Source organism: Lacticaseibacillus camelliae DSM 22697 = JCM 13995 (assembly GCF_001436615.1).
In the GTDB taxonomy this organism is placed as follows: Bacteria; Bacillota; Bacilli; order Lactobacillales; family Lactobacillaceae; genus Lacticaseibacillus; species Lacticaseibacillus camelliae.
Genome location: NZ_AYZJ01000010.1, coordinates 12,614 through 27,481 on the forward strand (window position 1 = coordinate 12,614; position 14,868 = coordinate 27,481).

14 protein-coding genes are annotated in these 14,868 nt (G+C 58.5%); 3 read left to right on the forward strand and 11 right to left on the reverse strand.

The window, feature by feature from the left end; translation table 11 throughout:
• Positions 1-8: 8 nt before the first annotated feature.
• The 10 genes from carB to FC75_RS01590 form a co-directional block, all read right to left on the reverse strand.
• Entirely contained in the window at positions 9-3,188 is a 3,180-nt protein-coding gene (gene carB / locus FC75_RS01545) for a carbamoyl-phosphate synthase large subunit (protein ID WP_056988937.1), read from the reverse strand.
• Positions 3,181-4,269: a carbamoyl phosphate synthase small subunit gene (locus FC75_RS01550; RefSeq protein WP_056988938.1), complete on the reverse strand. Its 1,089-nt coding sequence runs from the start codon at positions 4,267-4,269 to the stop codon at positions 3,181-3,183. The genes carB and FC75_RS01550 overlap by 8 nt, the downstream gene beginning before the upstream one ends.
• Positions 4,266-5,543, reverse strand: coding sequence for a dihydroorotase (locus FC75_RS01555; protein ID WP_056988939.1), 1,278 nt, complete (start codon positions 5,541-5,543; stop codon positions 4,266-4,268). Before FC75_RS01555 ends, FC75_RS01550 begins: the two co-directional genes overlap by 4 nt.
• A gap of 9 nt (positions 5,544-5,552) precedes the next feature.
• Positions 5,553-6,458 (reverse strand): aspartate carbamoyltransferase catalytic subunit, encoded by a 906-nt coding sequence (locus tag FC75_RS01560; protein WP_056988940.1) that lies wholly within the window; start codon positions 6,456-6,458, stop codon positions 5,553-5,555.
• Positions 6,442-7,752: a uracil-xanthine permease family protein gene (locus tag FC75_RS01565; RefSeq protein WP_156403555.1), complete on the reverse strand. Its 1,311-nt coding sequence runs from the start codon at positions 7,750-7,752 to the stop codon at positions 6,442-6,444. The genes FC75_RS01560 and FC75_RS01565 overlap by 17 nt, the downstream gene beginning before the upstream one ends.
• Before the next feature lies 1 nt (position 7,753).
• Positions 7,754-8,302, reverse strand: a complete 549-nt coding sequence (pyrR, locus tag FC75_RS01570; RefSeq protein ID WP_156314304.1) for a bifunctional pyr operon transcriptional regulator/uracil phosphoribosyltransferase PyrR — start codon at positions 8,300-8,302, stop codon at positions 7,754-7,756.
• Between the two features lie 150 nt (positions 8,303-8,452).
• On the reverse strand, positions 8,453-9,373 hold the full coding sequence (locus FC75_RS01575; protein ID WP_056988957.1) for an RluA family pseudouridine synthase: 921 nt from the start codon (positions 9,371-9,373) through the stop codon (positions 8,453-8,455).
• On the reverse strand, positions 9,364-9,819 hold the full coding sequence (lspA, locus tag FC75_RS01580) for a signal peptidase II (RefSeq protein WP_054662544.1): 456 nt from the start codon (positions 9,817-9,819) through the stop codon (positions 9,364-9,366). The genes FC75_RS01575 and lspA overlap by 10 nt, the downstream gene beginning before the upstream one ends.
• Before the next feature lie 12 nt (positions 9,820-9,831).
• Positions 9,832-11,505, reverse strand: coding sequence for a formate--tetrahydrofolate ligase (locus FC75_RS01585; RefSeq protein WP_056988942.1), 1,674 nt, complete (start codon positions 11,503-11,505; stop codon positions 9,832-9,834).
• 2 nt (positions 11,506-11,507) lie between these two features.
• Positions 11,508-11,909, reverse strand: coding sequence for an EbsA family protein (locus FC75_RS01590; RefSeq protein ID WP_054662547.1), 402 nt, complete (start codon positions 11,907-11,909; stop codon positions 11,508-11,510).
• A gap of 24 nt (positions 11,910-11,933) precedes the next feature.
• On the opposite strand from FC75_RS01590, the gene FC75_RS01595 reads away from it, so the two are divergent.
• The gene (locus FC75_RS01595) at positions 11,934-12,332 is read left to right on the forward strand and encodes a reverse transcriptase-like protein (RefSeq protein ID WP_054662550.1); all 399 of its coding nucleotides are present in this window, start codon (positions 11,934-11,936) and stop codon (positions 12,330-12,332) included.
• A gap of 181 nt (positions 12,333-12,513) precedes the next feature.
• On the forward strand, positions 12,514-13,989 hold the full coding sequence (gene cls, locus FC75_RS01600; RefSeq protein WP_056988943.1) for a cardiolipin synthase: 1,476 nt from the start codon (positions 12,514-12,516) through the stop codon (positions 13,987-13,989).
• A 35-nt stretch (positions 13,990-14,024) separates the two neighbouring features.
• On the opposite strand, the gene FC75_RS01605 is transcribed toward cls, so the two are convergent.
• On the reverse strand, positions 14,025-14,351 hold the full coding sequence (locus FC75_RS01605; protein ID WP_054662553.1) for a hypothetical protein: 327 nt from the start codon (positions 14,349-14,351) through the stop codon (positions 14,025-14,027).
• 246 nt (positions 14,352-14,597) lie between these two features.
• Between FC75_RS01605 and nrdH the strand changes: the two genes are divergently transcribed.
• Positions 14,598-14,828, forward strand: coding sequence for a glutaredoxin-like protein NrdH (nrdH, locus tag FC75_RS01610; RefSeq protein WP_054662556.1), 231 nt, complete (start codon positions 14,598-14,600; stop codon positions 14,826-14,828).
• Positions 14,829-14,868: the final 40 nt, after the last annotated feature.

Sequence of the window (14,868 nt, forward strand, 5' to 3'; positions counted from 1 at the left end):
GTTTCCTCCTACAAAGGTTTGGTCGTGAAAGCGCGGGATTCCAGCACTTGCACGATGGCGCGGGCCGTATCAAGGCTGGTCATCAGCGGCACGCCATGCATGATTGCCGCCTGCCGGATCCGGTAGCCGTCACTGGTGGTGGCCTTGTCCTGACTGGTGGTGTTGATCACCAGCTGGAGTTTGCGGTCTGAGATGGCATCCAGAATTGCGTCCTCACCGCTTTCGCCGAGCTTGGCGATCACGTTGGTCCGCACCCCGGCTGCGCGCAGCGCCTGCGCGGTGCCGACAGTCGCGTCGATTTGGTAACCAACTTCGCGGAAACGCTTGGCCAGTGCCACGGCCTCGGGCTTGTCTGGGTCAGCCACCGTGAACAGCGCAATGCCATGGTCCGGCAGGTGCGTGTGGCTGGCTTCAAAGGCCTTGTACAGCGCTTTTTCCAGTGTGCTGTCCGAGCCCATGACCTCACCGGTCGACTTCATTTCCGGCCCCAGCGTGCTGTCCACGTTATTGAGCTTGGAGAAGCTGAACACAGGCGCCTTGACGTGCACGCCCGACCGCAGCGGCTGTAGGCCGTTCTTGAAGCCCAGCGTGGCCAGCTTGGTGCCCAAAATGGCCTGAGTGGCCAGCTGCGCCATGGAAATGTCGGTGACCTTGCTCAAAAATGGCACGGTGCGGCTCGCGCGCGGATTGACTTCAATCACGTAAACCTGGCCTTCGTGCACAATGAACTGAATGTTCATAATGCCGATGCAGTGCAGCTCGTGAGCCAGATCAATGGTGTAGCGCTCGATCTCGCCCTGAATCTCCTGGCTGAAGTCCTGCGGCGGGTAAACCGCCATGGAGTCGCCGCTGTGGACGCCGGCGCGCTCAATGTGTTCCATGATGCCTGGAATGACGACTGTGTCGCCGTCGCAGATGGCATCGACTTCACACTCTTTGCCGACTAGGTACTGGTCGATGAGAACCGGGTGGTCGTTAGAAACCGACACCGCGCGGTCAATGTAATCTGCCAGTTCCGCAGACGAGTGCACGATTTCCATCGCCCGGCCGCCCAGCACGTAGCTTGGGCGGACCAGGACTGGGTAGCCAATTTTTTCGCCAATGGCGAGAGCCCCGGTCTTGTCGGTGGCCGTGTCCCCCACTGGCTGAGGAATGTTCAGCTTGGTGATGATCTCGTCGAACCGATCGCGGTCCTCGGCGGCGTCGAGGTCGTCCAGACTGGTGCCAAGAATCTTGACGCCATGCGCTGCCAGCGGCGCCGCCAAGTTGATGGCGGTTTGCCCGCCGAACTGCACGATGACGCCCATCGGCTGTTCCAAATCGATCACGTTCAGGACGTCCTCGATGGTCAGCGGTTCAAAGTACAGCTTGTCGGAAATCGAGAAGTCGGTGGAGACCGTTTCGGGGTTGGAGTTCATGATGATGGCCTCGTACCCGGCTTTTTGAATTGCCTTGACGGAGTGGACCGTCGCGTAATCGAACTCGACGCCCTGACCGATGCGAATCGGGCCGGACCCGAGCACGAGGACACTCTTGCGTCCACTCTTGCTGCTTTCGTTCTCGGTTTCATAGGTGCTGTAAAAGTACGGTGTGGTGGAGGCAAACTCGCCGGCGCAGGTGTCGACCATTTTGTACACCGGCGTCAGGTCATTGGCCCGCCGCAGGTCCCGGACCTCATCCATGGTCTGGCCCCAGAGCTTGGCAACCTCCTGATCGGCAAACCCATTGCGCTTGGCCACGCGCAGTGTTTCCAAGTCGCCGGGGTGCGCCTTCAGCGCGTCTTCAATTTCGATAATGTGCTTGATCTTATCCAAGAAGAAGACGTTGATGTGCGACAGCTCGGCCAGCTCTTCCAGCGTGAAGTGCCGGCGAAAGGCTTCGGCCAGGTAGAACAGCCGCATATCCGTCGGCGTGACGATGAGGTCCGTCAGCTCCTGATCCGTTAGCTTCTTGGCTGCCGCAAGCTCCAAGTGAGTGGCGCCGACTTCCAGCCCGCGCACTGCCTTGAGCAGCGACTCCTCGATATTGCGACCAATCGCCATCACCTCGCCGGTGGCCTTCATTTGCGTCCCCAGGGTGCGGTCCCCGTGTTCAAACTTGTCAAACGGGAACCGCGGGATCTTGGCGACGACGTAATCCAGCATCGGCTCGAACTCGGCGTAAGTGGCGTCTGTAATAGGATTCTTGATTTCATCCAAGTGCAGGCCGACCGCGATCTTGGCGGCCATTTTGGCAATTGGGTAGCCAGTGGCTTTGGAAGCCAGCGCCGACGAACGCGACACCCGCGGATTGACTTCGATCACATAATATTTGAAGGAGTTCGGATCAAGCGCGAGCTGCACGTTGCAGCCGCCTTCGATCTTCAGCGCCCGGATGATTTTCAGCGACGCGTCACGCAGCATCTGCACTTCCTTGTCCGTCAGGGTCTGGACCGGGGCAAAGACGACCGAATCGCCTGTGTGCACGCCGACCGGGTCGAAGTTCTCCATGTTGCAGACGACAATTGCGTTGTCCGCGGCATCGCGCATGACTTCAAATTCGATTTCCTTGAAGCCGGCGATCGACCGCTCGACCAGCACCTGGGTCACTGGGCTGAGGTTGAGCCCATTTTCCGTGATGGTACGCAGCTCGTCCTCGGTTTTGGCAATGCCGCCACCGGTACCGCCCATGGTGAAGGCCGGCCGGATGATGACCGGATAGCCGATTTTTTCGGCGAACGCCTTCGCCTCGTCAAAGTTGTGCGCAATGGCAGATTCGGGGATCGGCTGGTGCAGTTTTTGCATCAGATTCTTGAACAGCTCGCGGTCCTCGGCCTGATCGATAGCGCTGAGTTTCGTGCCCAGGAGTTCGATGTGCAGCTCATCCAGAATGCCTGAATTGGCGAGCTCCATGGCCAGGTTGAGGCCGATTTGCCCGCCGATGGTCGGCAGAATGGCGTCCGGCAGTTCCTTGCGCAGGATTTGGCTGACGAACTCGGTGGTCAGCGGCTCAATGTAAACTTTGTCGGCGATTTCCTTGTCGGTCATGATTGTCGCCGGGTTGGAATTGACCAGCACGACTTCGTAACCTTCCTCGCGCAGCGCCAGACATGCCTGGGTGCCCGAGTAATCGAATTCGGCAGCCTGGCCGATGATGATCGGGCCCGACCCGATGACTAGAATTTTGTGAATATCAGTACGTTTAGGCATGGCTCGCTCCTTTGTTGGCCGAAAAGGCGTCCATCATTTCCATGAATTCGTCGAATAAGTGGTCCGCGTCATGCGGACCAGGTGCGGCGTCCGGGTGAAATTGCACCGAAAAGGCTGGATACAGCCGGTGGCGCAGGCCTTCGACGGTGTGATCGTTGATTTCCTCATGCGTGATCAGCAGCTGATCCGGATCGATAGAATCCCGCGCGACCGCGTAGCCGTGGTTCTGGCTCGTGAAATCGATCCGGCCGGTGGCAATTTCGCGTACCGGGTGGTTGAAGCCGCGGTGGCCGTACTTCATCTTGAAGGTGTCGGCGCCGTTCGCCAAGGCGAAGAGCTGGTGACCCAGGCAGATGCCAAACATCGGAATGTGCCCTTCCACGCCGCGAATCATGTCCAAGGCGCCAGGCACGTCCTTGGGATCGCCAGGGCCGTTGGTCAGCATGACGCCGTCCGGGTTCAGCTCCAGAATCTCACCAGCAGTGATGGTCGGCGGCACCACAGTGACGTTGCACTCACGCTTGGACAGCTCCCGCAGGATGCTGTGTTTAAGGCCAAAATCCACTACCACAATGTTCTTGCCGGTGCCTGGCGCCGGGTAGGCCTGAGTCGTGGCGACCTGGCTGACCTGGTTCTTCGGCAGCACCAGTGCCCGCAGCTGATCGAATGCGTGCTCATCAGCTGCGTCGACGATGCTGGCCTTCATGGTCCCAGCTTCGCGCAGGCGCTTGGTCAAGGCTCGCGTGTCAATGCCGGAGATGCCGGGGATGTGCTTGCGGCGGAGGAATTCATCCAGCGTCATTTGCGCCCGCCAGTTTCCGGTCACCCGCGCGGTCTCGTGCACGACGACGCCCTTAGCGGTCGGGTTGATGCTTTCGTAATCGTCTCGGTTAATGCCGGCGTTGCCGATCAGCGGGTACGTGAACGTGATGATCTGCCCGTTATAACTTTGGTCGGTGATGGTTTCCTGATAGCCGCTCATGCCTGTGTTAAACACGATTTCGCCGGTAGTGACGGTTTCGGCCCCAAACCCCTCACCGGGGAAAACCGAGCCGTCTTCAAGGATCAAATAGCGTTTCACTTGTTCTCCTCCTCGTATGCGATCTGCCCATCGGCCAGCGTGTAAAGGACCTGTCCAGACACTTCGCGGCCGATGAACGGACTGTTCTTCCCCTTCGACAGCCACGTGTTCGCATCGATCTTGTACTGCTTGTTCAAATCGATGATGGTCAGGTCGGCCGGTTGGCCAATGCCAATGGTACCGGCCGGCAGGCCAAACGCTTTGGCCGGGTTGGTGCTCATCCACTGAATCAGCTGATCCAGCGTGAAGCGGCCGCTTTTGACCAGACTGGTGTAAAGCAGGGCAAAGGCAGTCTCGCTGCCAACGATACCAAACGCGGCAGTGCTGAAGTCTCCCGCCTTGTCCTCAGCCGTGTGCGGTGCGTGGTCGGTGGCAATCATGTCGATGGTGCCGTCTTCCAGCCCATCGAGCAGCGCCAGCCGGTCCATTTCCGCCCGCAGCGGCGGGTTCATTTTGTAATTCGGATCGTTTGCTGGGATGTGTTCGTAGTCCAGCAGCAGGTGGTGCGGCGTGGCCTCAGCGGTGACGTTGACGCCGCGGGCCTTGGCGTCGCGGATCAGCTCAACGCTTTGCTTGGTCGAGACGTGGCAGGCGTGGTAGTGCACACCGGTCGCTTCGGCCAGGGTCAGGTCGCGGGCCAACTGCGCGGATTCGCTGACGTGGTTAATGCCCGGCAGCCCAAAGGCTTGGGCCTTAGTGCCGGTGCTGATCACGCCGCCGGCCATCAGCCCGTCGTCCTGAATGTGGGCAACTATCGGCGCGTCAACGCGGGCGGCCGCCTGCATGGCCTGGTACATCGTGGCAGCGTCCTGAATACCGACCCCGTCGTTGGAAAAGCCCAGCGCGCCAGCGTCCTTTAGCGCCTGGTAGTCCGCGACGTCATTGGAGTGTAACCCCTTCGTGATGGCGGCAAACTGTTCAACGTGAATTTTCGCGTCGCTGTGATTTTTCTTGATCAGCTGGCGCAGGTCAATGACGTTGTCCGGCACCGGGTCCAGGTTGGGCATGGCCACCACGGTGGTGAAGCCGCCGTGTGCCGCCGCGGCAGCCCCAGTCTTGATGGTTTCCTTTTGATCGAAGCCAGGTTCGCGAAAATGCACGTGCACATCGACCAGGCCGGGCAGCACCGCGTTGTTTTTGGCGTCGATGATCGTGGCGTCGGCGGGCGCAAAAAGGTGCCGCCCAAGTGCGCTGATTTTGCCGTCTGCGATCAGGATGTCCCCGGTGAAGGACTGTGGGCCCATCACCTTGGCGTTTTTAATCAGTGTATGCATAATGCCCTCCTACTTGCCGCAAACCAGTTCCAGCATTGCCATCCGCATGAAGACGCCGTTGTGCATCTGCTTAAAGATCCGCGAGCGGTCAGCCAGGACCAAGTCGGAAGCCAGCTCAACACCGCGGTTGACCGGCGCCGGGTGCATGATAATGGCGCCCGGCTTCATGCGGTCGTAACGCGCCTGATTGATGCCGAAGCGTTCATGGTAAGACTCGGCGGAAAATTCGGTCTTCTCCGCCGCCGTCAGCCGCTCCAGCTGGACCCGCAGCAGCATCAAGACGTCGACCTGGGGGATCAGGTCGTCCAGCGGCACGTAGTCACCATACTGCTGGAAGTCCTTGGTGTACCAGCTCTTGGGCCCGGAAAAGCTGACCGTGGCGCCCAGCTGAGTGAGCATGGCCATATCGGAGCGTGCCACCCGCGAGTGCACCAGGTCACCGACGATGCCGACGTGCAGGCCCTTGAAGTGCCCGAACTCCTCGCGAATCGTCATGAGGTCCAGCATCATTTGGCTGGGATGCTGCCCCGCGCCGTCGCCGGCGTTGACAATGTGCAGCGGCACATTGGCCTCGATCAGCGGCTGATAGTAGTTATCCTGAGAGTGGCGGATCACGGCGACCTGAATGCCGATCGCGGCCAGCGCCCGCAGCGTGTCCTCCAGGCTTTCGCCCTTGGTGACGGAGCTGTGAACCGGATCAAACGGGATCACGGTCATGCCCAGTTTGCGCTCGGCCATTTCAAAGCTGGTGTGCGTGCGCGTGCTGTTTTCAAAGAATAGATTGGCCGCATAGTACGGGGTCGCGACTTCCGGCTTGGCGCCTTGCTTGAAGGCCTCGGCCCGATCGATCAGGTCTTCGGCAATTTCGGGCGTCACTTGGGTTTCTGAGACAAAGTGCTCAAAGTTTTTTAGCATCGACTGGCTCCTCCTCGTTGGCTGCTTGTTGCGGCAGAATGAAATTTAACAAAATGCCGATCACGGTGGCGATAGCCAGGCCCGAGAAGGTGTAGCCGGCGAATTGCAGGCTGGCGTTGCCGATCCCGATGACCAGGATAGTCGAGCCGATCATGAGGTTGCGTTTCTTATTAAAATCGACCTTGTTGTCGATCAGGACCTTGAGCCCGTTGCTGGCGATGACGCCGAACAGCAGGAAGGAGATCCCGCCGATAACCGGGCTGGGAATTGTGCGGATCAAGGCGCTCAGCTTGCCGATGAAGGCGAAGAGTACCGCGAACATCCCGGCGCCGGCCAGCACGTAGACACTGTGGACTTTGGTCATGGCCATAACCCCGATGTTTTCACCGTACGAGGTGACAGGCGGGCCGCCAACAAAACCGGCGATGATCGACGCCGTGCCGTCCCCGGCCAGCGTGTGGTTCAGGCCGGGATCCTTGAAGAAATTGCGGTGGGTCATTTCGTCCAGCACCATGATGTGCCCCATGTGCTCGGTCATCGTGACGAAGGCGATTGGCGCCATGGAGAGCACCGCGCCCCAGTAAAATTTCGGCTGGTAGTTGACAAACGGAATCTGGAACGCCGGCAGTGAGAACCACTTGGCCTGCATGACCGGCGTGAAGTCGACGATGCCGAACATCAGCGCAATGATGTAGCCCGTAATCAGGCCCAAGAGGATCGGCAGCAGGCTGATGAACTTTTTCAAGTACATGTTGTAGATGATCGTGAAGGCCAAAGTCAGCATGGCCACCGCAAAGTAGCGGATGTCGTACACACTCTTGGTAGCAGACACGGCGCGCATGGTCGCATCAGTGGCAGCGGTGCCGGCCAGACTCAGGCCGATGACCATGACGATTGGGCCAACCACGATCGGCGGCAGTGCCTTGTCGATCCACGCCGAGCCCGCGAAGTTGACGATCAACGCGACAATCAGGTACACGCACCCGACGGCGATGGTCCCTTGCGCGATGCCCGGATAGCCGGTGGTCTTCATCAGCGACTCCATCACGACGATAAAGGAAAAACTGGAACCCATGTAGGCCGGAATCTTGCCGCGCGTGATCAGGATGTAGATCAGCGTCCCGACCCCGCTGGAAAACAGCGCAATGCTGGGATCAAGGCCGACCAGGATCGGCACCAGCACGGTGGAGCCGAACATGGCGAATAAGTGCTGGATGGAAAGGCCCACCCACTGACCGAAGCCAGGTTTATCGTGAATGTCTAAAACCGCGTCATCATCATGAAATTCCTTCATGCTACGCCTCCAGCTGGGCGATGCTGATGCCATCTTGCCCGTCAATTTCCTTCACCTGCACGTTAATTTCCTCGTGCCGGGAAGTCGGAATGTTTTTACCGACAAAATCGGGCCGGATCGGCAGCTCGCGGTGGCCGCGATCGACTAGGACCGCCAGGCTGATCTGACGCGGCCGGCCCTGATCCATCAAGGCGTCCAGGGCAGCGCGAATCGTGCGGCCGGTGAAAATGACGTCGTCGACCAGGATGACGTGCTTGTTGGTGATCGAAACCGGCAGGTCTGAGCCCTTCACGTCGGGCTGCATCCGGTAGTCGGCGGTGTGCACATCATCGCGGTACAGGCGAATGTCGAGATCGCCGACCGGCACATCCAAGTTCTCCAGTTGATTCAGGCGCGCGGCGATCCGGTTCGCCAAGTACACGCCGCGGGTCTTGATCCCCACAATCACCAGGTCGGACAGATCCTTGTTCTGCTCAATGATCTCGTATGAGATACGCGTCAGTGCGCGCTGCATGGTCACTGCATCCACTACTTGTTTTGCCATAATGATCTCCTTTTCTGCACGAAAAAGCCGCCTGCCATATCCAGTTCGGGTATAGAAGGCGGCTTTCAGCCGAAAATTTCGTTTGCCGCAGCAAACACGTGCCCTTCCAAGCCTCTCTGGACTTAGTTAAAGGTGCTTTATCAAGTTGTTCTTAGTCTAGCGAACGCGTCTTGTCTTGTCAATGCCAGCCCGCAGATCCGCCAAAGTTTTTTGAAACAGCACCGGCGGCTCAACGGAAAATTCCATGAATTTGCCGGTCGTCGGATGGACGAAGCCCAGCGTGCGCGCGTGCAGGAACTGGCCCGCGCCAGGCAGTGTGACCCGCGGCCCGTACAGCGGATCGCCGGCCAGCGGGTGGTGGATCGAGGCCATGTGGACCCGGATCTGATGAGTGCGCCCGGTTTCGAGCACGCACTTAATCAGCGCGTAGTGGGGAAACTGCTCCAGCACCTGGTAATGGGTCACCGCGTGGCGGCCGCCTGGGACAATCGCCTGGCGCTTGCGGTCCTTGGGGTCGCGAGCCAGCGGCGCATCGATGGTGCCGCTGGTCTGGCGAAAGGCTCCATGTACGATGGCCCAGTACTCGCGTTTGGTGGTTTTGGCCTTTAGCTGTGCGGACAGGCTGACTTGCGCCTGGGCGGTTTTGGCGACCATCAAAAGGCCGCTAGTGTCCTTGTCGATGCGGTGCACGATCCCCGGCCGCAGTACGTCGTTAATGCCGGGAAAACTGGTGTGGTAAAGCAGGCCGTTGACCAGTGTGCCATCCGGATGGCCCGGTGCGGGGTGCACGACCATTCCCTGCGGCTTGTTGACGACTATGACCTGGTCATCTTCGTAGATGATGTCAAGGGGGATGTCCTGCGGCACAGCTTCCAGCGGCTTGGGCTTGGGCGGATCAAGCCGGATCACGTCCCCTGGTGCGACCTTTTCCTTGCCTTTCACTGCCTTGCCGCCCAGGGTCACCAGCCCAGCAGCCAGCCATTTTTGGGCTTGCGACCGGGAGATATCCGGAAAATGATCGGCGATCACTTTGTCCAACCGCCCGGTTTCCGTCGTGATGGTCAATTCTAGCGTGATTGTTCCCCTTTTCCATCCATGAACAGCAGGTAGATGACGACCATGATGACCCCAACGGTCAGGCACGCATCGGCCACGTTGAAAATGGCGAAGTTCATGAACGTCGTCTCAAACATGTCCGTGACGGACCCAAACCGCACGCGGTCGATGAAGTTGCCAATGGTGCCAGCGAGGATCAGCGCCAGCGAAAGTTTGTAGAACCGGCTGGTGCCGGCGTCTCGCCACAGCCAGTAAACCACGATCAGCGACACCACCGTGATCAGGTAAAAGAACCACTGCTGACCGCGCAGGATCGAAAACGCGGCACCGTCATTTTGCAGGTGAGTCAGCGCAAGCCCTGGCAGAAACGCCACGGTTTCCCCCACAGCGATGTGGGCAACCACCCACGCCTTGACCAGTTGATCGACCACGACCAACCCGGCCGCCAGCAATAAATATAAACCCATATTTTCTCCTTGTTAGAACAATCCTGTGATCACGCCGTCGTCTGAGACGTCCATGTTGAGCGCCGCCGGCTGTTTCGGCAGTCCCGGCATGGTCAGCACGGTTCCGGTCATGACGACCAGGAACCCGGCGCCGAGCCGCGGGGTCACGTCGCGGACGTTGATGGTGAAGCCAGATGGCGCGCCCAGCGCCTTGGCGTTATCGGAAAAACTGTACTGGGTCTTGGCCATGCAGATCGGCAGGTCAGCCCAGCCGTTTTTGGCGATGGTCCGCAGCGCCAACTCCGCCTTGTGATCATAGTCGACACTGGCGCCGCCGTATATTTGGGTGACAATCGTGTTGATCTTATCTTTGACTGCATCGGTATTGGCGTAAAGCGGCTGGAAGTTAGCCGGCTGCTTGAGGGCCTCCAGCAGCGCATCGGCCAGCGCCAGGCCGCCCTGGCCGCCTTTGCCCCAAACGTCGGCCGGAATGGCAGTGGTGCCTTCCTGCTCACAAAGCTCGACCAGGAGTTTGATCTCGGCCGGCGTGTCAGACGTGAATTCATTGATGCCGACAATCACCGGCACCCCGTAGCGCTTCATGTTGTGAATGTGGCGCTTCAGATTGGCAAAACCGCTTTCCAGCGCGGCGAGATTTTCCGCCTTCAGGTCAGCAAGTTTCTGCCCGCCGTTGTACTTAAGGGCGCGGACGGTGGCAACGATGACGACCGCATCCGGGGTTTTGCCCAACGCCGGGGCGGTGATGTCCATAAACTTTTCACCGCCCAGGTCTGCGCCAAAGCCGGCCTCGGTCAGTGCAATGTCGCCCATTTCAAGCGCCGCGCGGGTCGCGATGATCGAATTGCAACCGTGCGCGATGTTGGCAAACGGGCCGCCGTGAATCAGCGCCGGCGTGTGCGCCAGCGTTTGCACAAGGTTGGGCTTGACGGCGTCTTTCAGCAGCATGGCGATGGCGCCGGTCACGCCCAAGTCCGCCACGGTGACCGGCTTGCGGTCGTAGGTGTAGCCGATAACAATTTTCGCGATGCGGCGCTTCAAATCGCCCAGACTGTCCGCCAGACAAAGAATCGCCATCAGTTCGCTGGCCACGGTGATGTCAAACTCGGTTTCCCGCGGGACCCCGGACGTGGTGCCGCCCAGCCCGATGGTGACGTGACGAAGCGCGCGGTCGTTGATGTCAAGCACCCGCCGCCACTGAATGCGGCGGGGGTCCAAGTTCAGCTGGTTGCCCTGCTGCAGGTGGTTGTCGATCAGTGCCGCCAGCGTGTCGACGGCGGTCGTCAGCGCGTGCATGTCCCCTGTGAAGTGCAAGTTGATGTCTTCCATCGGGACCACTTGGGAGTAGCCGCCGCCTGTCGCCCCGCCTTTCATGCCCATGACGGGGCCCAGCGATGGCTCACGCAGGGCGATCACCGCGTTTTGCTTGCGCAGCCGCAGCGCGTCCCCCAGACCGATGGTCACCGTCGACTTGCCTTCACCAGCCGGCGTGGGATTGATCGACGTCACAAGGACCAGCTTACCCAGCGGTTTGCTTTTGAGCCGCTTAATGGCCGCAAGCGTGAGTTTCGCCTTGCTGCGGCCGTATGGTTCCAGCTCGTCCGGCGAGAGCCCGACCATTGACCCGATTTCCTGAATCGGCTTCATTTCGCTTTGTTCGTTTGCCTGCGCAATATCGATATCTGACACGGCTAACCCCTTTCTGGCAGCACTGCTGCCAACGCCTGTTTGAGTGCACCACTCTTGCCAAGGTGAATAAACGTAATTTTACCGTAAGACCGGGTCGTCAGCGTGCAAGCGCGCTTGGTCCACGCCACATGGGTCACGTCTGCTGGTGAAATTTCCAGCGAGTTGCCGGGAATCAGGCGGCGCAGCGTGATGCGGCCCGATGAAATCGTCAAACGTGACCGCCGCACTTGCACGACCGCCAGTGCCAAAACAAGCACTAACAGCAGCGTGGCGGGCAGACTGACCGGTCCATAGCCGATGAGTTCCATTTGTAAAATCACCGCCAAGCTCACGCCAATCATAATGAACGCCCAAAACATGGTAAAATCGAGCCAGTCCGGTTGAACGTAAAATCGGTTTTTCACACACACACTTCCTTAAGGAGAACGATGAATAAACTATACACAGATGCAGCGACAAAAGGCAATATCGGTCTCGGCGGAATCGGGATCTTGATCATCGCGGAAGGCCATCAGGACCAGACCCACCTGCCACTTGCCGAAATGAGCAACCACCAGGCCGAGTTCGAGGCCGCCATTGCCGGCTTCAAGCGCCTGCTGGCTCTCGGGCTGACCGGCCCGGTGACTTTTTACAGCGATTCCAAGCTGGTGATCGAGGCGCTGGATAAGTCCTACGCCAAGCACTACGGTGATTATGTCACAGAATTGGTCACTTTGACCAAGCAATTCCCGCTGGTCTTGTGGCAGTGGCTTCCTGACCATAAAAACCGCGGCGCCCACATGCTGGCGCAGCAGGGCCTGCACGAGGCAGAGGCGGCAGCGCAATAAGCGTGCCGGCTGGGCGCTTTGACTGTGGCTTCTATATAATGAAACTAGGTGCCTTGTGCTAAGCCTCGGCGCGTGGCAAAATGCCTAGTGATAGCCGCCCCGGGATTATTGACGTGATTTGCCAGCGCTCTACGTTGTTACACCGGTCCAGCGACAAAAATTCGATGACAGGCGGTGTCTTATGTCTTTACTCACGATCATTATTTTACTGGTACTCCTACTCAACACCATTGCGGCGATTTTTACGGTGCTCCGGTCGGTGCGCGATATTTCCACGACCTGGGCCTGGCTGTTGGTGCTGATTTTTCTGCCGGTGATCGGGTTTGGGATATACCTGTTTGCCGGCCGCGGCCTGTCGACCAAAAAAGTGCACGCGATTCAAACCGAGTACCGGCGTGGGACCAAGGCGTTTGTCGCGATGCAAAAGCACGCGAACACCCATGGCCGCCTGCTGCCTGCTGCAGTGTCCTCCACGGCGGCCAAGGAGTTGACCACGCTGTTTCTCAACACGGCCAGCGCCCCGGTCCTCGGCGATAACTCGGTCGACCTGTTTTTCGACGGCCAAAAAAAATTCGCCCAGTTGTTTAAAGACATTGAGGCCGCCAAGGACCACGTGTTTGTCGAGTACTACACCTTCTATAACGACGAGCTGGGCAACCAGTTTCGAGATCTGCTGATCAAAAAGGCCAAGCAAGGCGTGGCGGTCAAGGTGCTGTACGACGCCTGGGGCTCGATTGGGGCGAACAAGAAATTTTGGGCGCCGCTTTTAGCCACCGGGGCCAAAGTTGAGGCCTACTTCTCCTCGCAGCACCTGATCACCGATTTTCGTCTGAACTATCGGCTGCACCGCAAAATCGTCGTGATCGACGATGCCATCGGCTACATCGGTGGGTTCAACGTCGGTGACCAGTACGTGTCGCGCAAGAAGAAGTTCGGGTTCTGGCGCGATACCCACCTGCGCATTCGCGGCAACACGGTTTACGCCCTGAAGGTCCAGTTCCTGATGGACTGGAACGCCACTGTCCCGGATGACCAGGCTGAGCCTTACGCCATCGATGTGGCCCCGCTATCGCCTGAGAACCTGGCCACGCGCCACATTCACCTGGGAGAAGCCCCCATGCAGATCGTGGCCAGCGGGCCGGATTCTTCGGCGCAGCAGATCAAGTACGGCTACGTGAAAATGATTGCCAGCGCGACCAAGTCGATCCGGCTGCAGACGCCTTACCTCATTCCGGACGATACCGCGATGGACGCTTTGATCACGGCAGCGCTAGCAGGCATCGACGTGCAGGTCATGGTCCCGGACATGCCGGATCACCCCTTCATTTTCCGTGCCACGCAGTACTACGCCAATTACCTGAGCCGCTACGGGATCAAGATTTACCACTACCAAAACGGGTTCCTGCACGCCAAGACCTTGGTGATCGATGATGCGATCGCCAGTGTGGGCTCGGCCAACTTCGATATTCGGTCGTTCAAGCTGAATTTTGAAGTGAATGCGTTCATTTACGACGCCAAGATCGCCCAGCAACTGACGGCGGCGTTTGACGAGGATGTGACGCACAGTCAACTGCTGACGCCGGCACTGATCAAAGAGCAAGGGCACTGGCTGCGGTTCAAGCAGTACTTCTCGCGGCTGTTGTCGCCAATTCTATGAGTTAAAAAAAACAGTCCGCCGGATGCGAACTGTTTTTATTTGACCCATTTATCAAAGCTTTCGGGATGCTTGCGCAGGGTTTCCAAGGCTGCTTTGACCATGTCGTCATGGCGCGCCTTGAGCTCGTCGCCTTCCAGGTGATAACGATCGACCAAGTAGCCGGTGGCGAGGTCCTCAACGCTTTGCCGCTCCAGACCGCCATCCTTGAACAAGGCATCGACGCCGTCCAATCCGTTTTGCGTGGCGTCGATCAACGTCTTGGCCAAGTCGTCGCTTTTGACCCCGTGCTTGCTGGCGTAATCAATGAGGCCGTCGATCATGTCGACCGCCGCCGCTTGGTCCGCCTTCTTATCATCATTCATGTTTTCACCTCCGATGCCTTCATCTTCATTATAGGTCATTGGCTGAGCCTGAGGAAACTTACAAAAAAGCAGTGTCCAAGTATTGTTTTTACGTGGACAGCCGGGGTATACTAGACGTACAAAACCTTTAGCACCACACCTTGAGCCAACGATCGTCGTCGGCCACAAGATGTGGTGTTTTTGCTTGACCCCACCCCCAACATTGAGTATGATAGTCCCATAAGATAACAAGAAAGAGTGATCAGCATGAGTAACATTACTTTGTTTACCAAGAACGGCTGCCCGCAGTGCCGCATGACGAAAAATTACCTGCGGAGCCACAACATTCAGTTCACTGAACACAACATCAACGAAGAGCCCCAATACATCAGCTACTTGAAGGACCAAGGCTTCCAGGCAGTGCCGGTACTTGAGGCCGACGGCGTGAAATCCTTCTACGGCTTTCGGCCGGAAGCACTGAAGCAGCTGGCTGGCTAATCGGCCAGCTTTTTTCATCTCCCTAACTTTGTGAAAGTGG

Bases quoted from the DNA above. Each gene is read 5' to 3' on its own strand.
- FC75_RS01565 (WP_156403555.1), bottom strand. From the start codon at position 7,752: ATGAAGGAATTTCATGATGATGACGCGGTTTTAGACATTCACGATAAA.
- carB (WP_056988937.1), bottom strand. From the start codon at position 3,188: ATGCCTAAACGTACTGATATTCACAAAATTCTAGTCATCGGGTCGGGC.
- cls (WP_056988943.1), top strand. From the start codon at position 12,514: ATGTCTTTACTCACGATCATTATTTTACTGGTACTCCTACTCAACACC.
- nrdH (WP_054662556.1), top strand. From the start codon at position 14,598: ATGAGTAACATTACTTTGTTTACCAAGAACGGCTGCCCGCAGTGCCGC.
- FC75_RS01605 (WP_054662553.1), bottom strand. From the start codon at position 14,351: ATGAATGATGATAAGAAGGCGGACCAAGCGGCGGCGGTCGACATGATC.
- FC75_RS01595 (WP_054662550.1), top strand. From the start codon at position 11,934: ATGAATAAACTATACACAGATGCAGCGACAAAAGGCAATATCGGTCTC.
- FC75_RS01555 (WP_056988939.1), bottom strand. From the start codon at position 5,543: ATGCATACACTGATTAAAAACGCCAAGGTGATGGGCCCACAGTCCTTC.
- FC75_RS01560 (WP_056988940.1), bottom strand. From the start codon at position 6,458: ATGCTAAAAAACTTTGAGCACTTTGTCTCAGAAACCCAAGTGACGCCC.
- lspA (WP_054662544.1), bottom strand. From the start codon at position 9,819: ATGGGTTTATATTTATTGCTGGCGGCCGGGTTGGTCGTGGTCGATCAA.